The organism is Thioalkalivibrio sp. (assembly GCF_041690275.1).
In the GTDB taxonomy this organism is placed as follows: domain Bacteria; phylum Pseudomonadota; class Gammaproteobacteria; order Ectothiorhodospirales; family Ectothiorhodospiraceae; genus Thioalkalivibrio.
The window spans coordinates 1-5,005 of sequence record NZ_JAWLHP010000105.1 but is presented as its reverse complement, the minus strand read 5'-3'; the positions used below and the strand labels follow the sequence as shown (position 1 = coordinate 5,005).

At 64.6% G+C, this 5,005-nt stretch carries 9 protein-coding genes; 6 read left to right on the top strand and 3 right to left on the bottom strand.

Translation table 11 applies throughout. The annotated features are described in order from the left end of the window. Position 1: 1 nt before the first annotated feature. From ACESMN_RS13280 to ACESMN_RS13270, 3 genes are all read right to left on the bottom strand, one after another. A complete protein-coding gene (locus ACESMN_RS13280) occupies positions 2–925 on the bottom strand; it encodes a hypothetical protein (RefSeq protein WP_373054087.1) in 924 nt (307 codons plus the stop codon). A 258-nt stretch (positions 926–1,183) separates the two neighbouring features. Then, a complete protein-coding gene (locus tag ACESMN_RS13275) occupies positions 1,184–1,534 on the bottom strand; it encodes a BrnA antitoxin family protein (protein ID WP_373054086.1) in 351 nt (116 codons plus the stop codon). Further along, positions 1,500–1,796 (bottom strand): BrnT family toxin, encoded by a 297-nt coding sequence (locus ACESMN_RS13270; protein WP_373054085.1) that lies wholly within the window; start codon positions 1,794–1,796, stop codon positions 1,500–1,502. The genes ACESMN_RS13275 and ACESMN_RS13270 overlap by 35 nt, the downstream gene beginning before the upstream one ends. 362 nt (positions 1,797–2,158) lie before the next feature. Here ACESMN_RS13270 and ACESMN_RS13265 point away from each other — a divergent pair, with 362 nt between their 5' ends. The 6 genes from ACESMN_RS13265 to ACESMN_RS13240 all read left to right on the top strand — a co-directional run. Then, positions 2,159–2,380: a type II toxin-antitoxin system HicB family antitoxin gene (locus ACESMN_RS13265; protein WP_373054084.1), complete on the top strand. Its 222-nt coding sequence runs from the start codon at positions 2,159–2,161 to the stop codon at positions 2,378–2,380. Then, positions 2,373–2,831 carry a type II toxin-antitoxin system HicA family toxin gene (locus tag ACESMN_RS13260; RefSeq protein ID WP_373054083.1) on the top strand — a complete coding sequence of 153 codons (459 nt, stop codon included), beginning with the start codon at positions 2,373–2,375 and terminating at the stop codon, positions 2,829–2,831. The genes ACESMN_RS13265 and ACESMN_RS13260 overlap by 8 nt, the downstream gene beginning before the upstream one ends. A 48-nt stretch (positions 2,832–2,879) precedes the next feature. Continuing rightward, complete coding sequence (locus tag ACESMN_RS13255) at positions 2,880–3,113, top strand: DUF6290 family protein (RefSeq protein ID WP_373054082.1); 234 nt, start codon at positions 2,880–2,882, stop codon at positions 3,111–3,113. Further along, on the top strand, positions 3,097–3,366 hold the full coding sequence (locus ACESMN_RS13250; protein ID WP_373054081.1) for a type II toxin-antitoxin system RelE family toxin: 270 nt from the start codon (positions 3,097–3,099) through the stop codon (positions 3,364–3,366). Before ACESMN_RS13255 ends, ACESMN_RS13250 begins: the two co-directional genes overlap by 17 nt. A 179-nt stretch (positions 3,367–3,545) precedes the next feature. Continuing rightward, positions 3,546–4,592 carry a sensor histidine kinase gene (locus ACESMN_RS13245; RefSeq protein WP_373054080.1) on the top strand — a complete coding sequence of 349 codons (1,047 nt, stop codon included), beginning with the start codon at positions 3,546–3,548 and terminating at the stop codon, positions 4,590–4,592. Beyond that, on the top strand, positions 4,589–5,005 hold a 417-nt coding region (locus ACESMN_RS13240), incomplete at its 3' end, for a LytR/AlgR family response regulator transcription factor (protein WP_373054079.1). The genes ACESMN_RS13245 and ACESMN_RS13240, both read left to right, overlap by 4 nt.

Sequence of the window (5,005 nt, the reverse complement as noted above, 5' to 3'; positions counted from 1 at the left end):
CTCACCGGAAAATATCATCCACACGCTCCGCCGTCAGAATGCGCGCCGACCAGTCCAGCAGGGTGTCGGCATCGGCTGCCTCGATCCGCGCGTGCACCTCCTCGCTGGGCGGCCCGAATTTCAGGGCAATCTGGCGCAATAGGATCGCAGCCTCGCCCTGCTGCCGACCCTTCTGAATCCCGATTCGCTCAACGCTCGTCACATATGGCATCTGTGCTTCCTCCTCGAAGGCAACCAGTTCTTCCCTGAACTCCCTATCCAGATCTTCCGGCAATCGCAGGATCCAGTCCAGCACCCGAAACCAGGCAAGGATCTGCTCGCGCGTGTAGTCCCGCGCGTAGAGGAACCGGATCAGACGGAGTTTCACCCGCTTGCGCGCTGGACCACCCCGGTGAGCCATCGCCTGCAGCTGCGCCAGCGCCACCAAGGCGAACGGGTTGCGGTCCGCCTCCAGGGCGGCGGTGCGGTCCCGCCAGTCGAGCAGCTTGACCGTCGGAAACCGGAAACGCAGCGAACAGCCCCAGCGACCGCGCTGATACCCATTGGGCCGAAAAGCGCCCTGCGCATCCGTCAGCACGGCGAGGCTCACCACGTCCCGGCGGTAACGGTCGAACAGGCGGTAGTGGTAAACGTACATGCGCTCGGCAAATCCGGGATCCGCCTGACCCTGGATCTCGATGTGGACCAGCACCCAGGTCTCCTTACCGTCGAGTGTGTACACCTCGGCGAGCTTGTCGGCGTAGCGCCGGCCGAGCTCCGCGTCGCGCACCACCTGCTGCAGCTCCTTGTCCCGGAAGCGGTAGCCGCGCCTCCAGTCGATTCCCGCGTGGGCTTCAGGAAAGAACAGCGCGAGAAATTCCGGAAGCGCTTGTTCCAGTGCTTCCTTCCACGGAGAGTCGAAGTCGTCGGGGTGTTCGTGGGTCATCGTGGCCATCCTTTGCCGAGGGAATCGGGAGCGCGTCCTGCGCTCGTCGTCTGCGAATCTTCGCAAGTGGCGGCGATCTTGTCACCAGCGGCAGTCGCACAACCCGGAAAGAGCGGACTGGCCTGCCCGCCACTGAAAAGCGCCTGGAGGCGCGTTTTCGGGGTCAAAAACGTGCGTTTAAGCGCGAATCACCCCGGTGATTCGCTGGCGAAATCGATGAGATTCGATAGCTTATCTTGGTCCGACCTCTGCATGCGCTCACCTCCGTCCGGTCTGGTTTGGAGAGTGGTGCTTCAGCCAGTCCGAGAGCGCGTCGTTCATGCGGGTTTGCCACCCTTTTCCGGTGGCCCTGAAAGCCGCCAGAACGTTCCGGTCGAGCCGAATCGAGACTTGCTCCTTATTCCCGCTACCCGCTGGTCGGCCCGCGCGTCGATGCGCAATCTCTTCCTCGAGCAGCGCAGTTGCGTCAGGGGCATCAGGGTCCGCTTCGGGCTCAACGCCTTCACGAATCTTGCGCCGCACATCGTCCCAGTCCGAACGACTCTCTCCGCGCTCGCGCGCCGCGCGCATCTCCTCACTCGACTTCACGATCAATTTCGAGCCACTCATGATACTTCTCCCGTTCGCGACGGTTGGCCGGGCGAAAGCTGATGATACGCAGCGTATCCCCCGGCAGATAAACCACGGTCAATACCGTCAAAACCTCGAACACATAGGCAAACGCCTGTCGGCGTCGCTCGCCGCTGCGCTCGCTATCGACCTCAAGCCGATAGGGGCTTTCCAGGACCAGGTCGGCGTCCAGGAAGTCAAGCCTGTGTTTCGACAAGTTCTGCTGCCGCTTTGCCTCATCCCAAGCATAGACCCGCTGCATGTCGATTAATGTATCGACATTAACCCTCGTGTCAAGGCAGACCCTCGGAGCGCCCCCGCCACCCGCGAAACCCTGCCCACCCCCCCATCACGCCCGTGAGCACCACCCGCCGTTGGTGGTGCGGCAAAGAACCGCGGATTCCATTCGGCACTCACCAACGGAGAGCCTCAAGCCGCGTTTTCGGGGCCGAAACCGCGCGTCTAAGCGCGAATCACCCCGTTATTTTCGGACGAAACCTCGCTGGTTCAATGGGTTGGCTTGGTCCGACCCCTGCGTGCGCTCCTTGCGCCAACGGTTTCCTTGCCATACGGCGCCAAGCACAAGACACTGGACTTCCAGCCGATTGAACCGGAAACACGATCATGCAGAGACAACTCACGGCAATCATCGAGAAGGAAGGCGATGGCTACGTCTCGCTTTGCCCGGAGCTGGATGTTGCCAGCCAGGGAGACAGTATCGAACATGCCCTCTCCAATCTCCGTGAAGCACTGGAGCTCTTTTTCGAGACCGCATCTCCCGGGGAGATTGGGACGCGCCTGCACGAAGAAGTCTTCGTGACGCGGGTGGAGGTGGCTGTTGGGTAGGCTGCGGCCGCTGTCAGGAAAACAGGTCTGCGCCATTCTCGGACGCCACGGGTTTGTCGAAGTTCGGCGCCGGGGCAGCCATGTAGTCATGCAGAAGCAGCTTCCCGAGACCACGATCACGGTACCGGTTCCGGATCACTCGAACTCCGCATCGGCACCCTGCAATCGATCATCCGCCAGTCAAGCGTCCCGCGAGAAGCGTTCGAGCAAGGTTGAGCGGAGGGAACCGGTTCAGGACTCCAGGACGATGATTCAACCGCGGCAAGCAGGAGGGACCATCCCTGCTGCGCGATTGTCCTCACTGCGACCTCACCCACGCAACCAGGCGGGGGCCGGGGACCGCGTTTTCGGGACCAAAAACGTGCGTCTAAGCGGAATCACCCCGGTGCTTCGCGGTCGAAATCGATGCGATTCAATAACCTATCTTGATCCGACCCGTGCATCCGCTTGATCTTGCTCCGCATGAGGGCTATGGTTGACGTGTCAACCAAGGTGAGTCATGAGCAAGCAGACCGCGGTCCGACTACCGGACGAACTCAACGAACGCCTGATGACCCTGGCCAGAAGGACGGGGCGCACGGCATCGTATTACATCCGCGAGGCGATTGAAGAGCACATCGACGACCTCGAGGATATCTACCTCGCCGAGCAGACGCTGGAACGGCTGAAGCGCGGCGAAGAACATACCTACCCGCTCGACGAGGTGGAGCGCGAGCTTGGGCTGGCGGATTGAGCTGTCGGGCGACGCCCGCAAACAACTGCAGAAGCTGGGACGCCCTGAGGCGAAGCGCATCGTTCAATTCCTGCATCACCGCGTTGAGCCGCTGGACGACCCCCGTCAGCTTGGCAAGGCCCTGAAGGGTCCGTTCACGGAGCTTTGGCGCTACCGGGTGGGCGACTATCGCCTCATCTGCGAGCTGCGTGACGAGGTTCTCGTCGTGCTCGTCCTGCGGGTCGGGCACCGTAGCCGCGTCTATCGCAACTGAACGACCTGGGCTGCCCGGCTCAAGATACCCCCCCGCCGGCCGATAACACACTCGGAATAGCACCTGCCGACGACCCGCCCACGGGCACGCCCGGCCTCAGGTGCGGTAGATTGAGGGCCTGACCCAGACGGCCCGATCGGCAAGGGCACGGAACACCGAGTCACAGGGGCACAACCGAGTTGAGGGGCACCGGAAACCAGCAGGCAGTGCCGCACGCGCGCGACGCGGACGCCGACGTGCTGCCCAACTTCTGCGGCGACGAGACGCTGCTGCGCGTGCTGATCTTCGCAATCCTGTTCGCGCTGGTCGTCTGGCTGCTGCGCAGCCCCGGCCCGGAGCCGCTGATCGAGACCGGCCTGATCCTGCTGTTCGTCACCTGGGTCGCGATGAGCACCACCGGCCTGCTCTGCCTGCTCCAGCGTTGGCTGCGCCGGCAGCGCATCGCCTGGCAGGTGATCCTGCCGCCGCTCGCCGCGGTGCTGAACACCGCGCTGGTGCACCTCGGGGCCGAACACTTCGCGCTTGCCGATCCCGCGCACCGGCTGCCCATCGTCGGCGTCGCGATCCTGATGAGCCTGATCGCGATGCACTACCTCTACCTGATCGCGGCCTGGAAGGAGGAGACGCAGCACGTGGCCCACGCCCGCGAGCAGGCGCTGCGCGCCCGGGTGCGCCCGCACTTCCTCTTCAACAGCATGAACACCATCGCCGGGCTCTGCCGCAGCGACCCGGCGAAGGCCGAGCAGGTCACGCTGGACCTCGCCGACCTGTTCCGGGCCGCCTTCACCACCGGCCCGATGCACCCGCTGGCGGCCGAACTGGAGCTCGCGCGGGCCTATCTCGCGATCGAGCAGACGCGGTTTGGGGAGCGGCTGCAGGTGGATTGGGATACTGGGGCGGCGGAGGGCTTGGGCATCGAAGTGCCGACGCTGGTGCTGCAGCCGCTGGTGGAGAATGCGATCCAGCACGGGATTGCGCCTTCGCGCGGTGGCGGGCGGGTGTGGGTGCGTGCGCGCAGCGAGGGCGACGCCGTGGTGGTGACCATTGGCAACACCGTCAGCGACCGCGCCGGCAACGGCACGCATACGGCGGGCGACGAGGCCCGGGCGCGGCTGCGCCAGGCCTTCGGGGAGCGGGCGGCGGTGACGCTTCAACGCGACGGGGACCATTTCGAGATCGACATCACCCTGCCCCGGCAGGGCGGGACAAATGGGGGTTTGCGATGAGCCTGCGGATTCTGATTGCCGACGACGAGTCGCCGGCCCGGGCGCGGCTGCGGGGGCTGGTCGAGGAGCTGGGGCACGAAGTGTGTGCCGAGGCTCCGGATGGGCTGGCGGTGGAGCGGTTGCTGCGCGATGTGCATCCGGACGCGATGCTGCTGGATATCCACATGCCGGGGACGGACGGGCTGACGCTCGCCAGGCGGATGGAGGCCGAGCATCCGGAGGTGCCGGTGGTGCTGGTCACGGCGCACGCCGAGCATGCGGTGGCGGCGTTTGATGCGGATGTTCGGGATTACGTGTTGAAGCCGGTGCGGAGGGAGCGGTTGGAGCGGGCGTTGGGGCGGTTGCGGGGGGCGCGGACGAAGGAGGTTCCAAGGATTCGGGTGAAGATTGGGCGGCGGGAGCAGTTGGTGCCG